At 58.8% G+C, this 451-nt stretch carries 1 protein-coding gene; it reads right to left on the bottom strand.

What is annotated here, in order from left to right:
- Positions 1-180: 180 nt before the first annotated feature.
- A partial coding sequence (locus tag J5M66_RS26685) for a class II aldolase/adducin family protein (protein WP_207817553.1) occupies positions 181-451 on the bottom strand: 271 nt, incomplete at its 5' end.

The raw sequence follows: 451 nt of genomic DNA, 5'->3' as shown, positions 1-451 counted from the left end.
CCACCAGGGCGATGAGCAGGTCCTTGAGCGGCATTGCGACATCCTTCTTCAAGCTTTCTAGACATATTTCGTTACAGCATAAGGCTATTCCTTTGACAGGGACCAGCACAGTTGCGGCATAGAGCTGCGCAACAGTGACTGTTATTGAGCAAATTTTGACGCAGCGATTGCAGGGCGGCGTCAGTTCCGATAGCCGGGTGCAACCCTTTCCAGCATCCGTAGCAATGCCTGCCAAGCCAGCTGCAACGCATCCGGGTCCGCCAGCTCGCCCTGCTTCAACCCCCACCCCGGCTCATTGAACTGCCGCTCGGTATGCGCGCACACTTCGGCCGACGGCAAAATCACTTGCCCGGCACTCTGCGCCGCCAACTGGATCTCGCAGGCCTTCTCCAGGTAATACATGCGCAGGAATGCTTCGGCCACGCTGCGCCCTGTGGTCAGCAGGCCATGG

The sequence above is a fragment of the Pseudomonas sp. 67(2021) genome, assembly GCF_017491835.1.
Lineage (GTDB): Bacteria > Pseudomonadota > Gammaproteobacteria > Pseudomonadales > Pseudomonadaceae > Aquipseudomonas > Aquipseudomonas atacamensis.
This window is presented reverse-complemented; position numbering and strand designations above follow the sequence as displayed.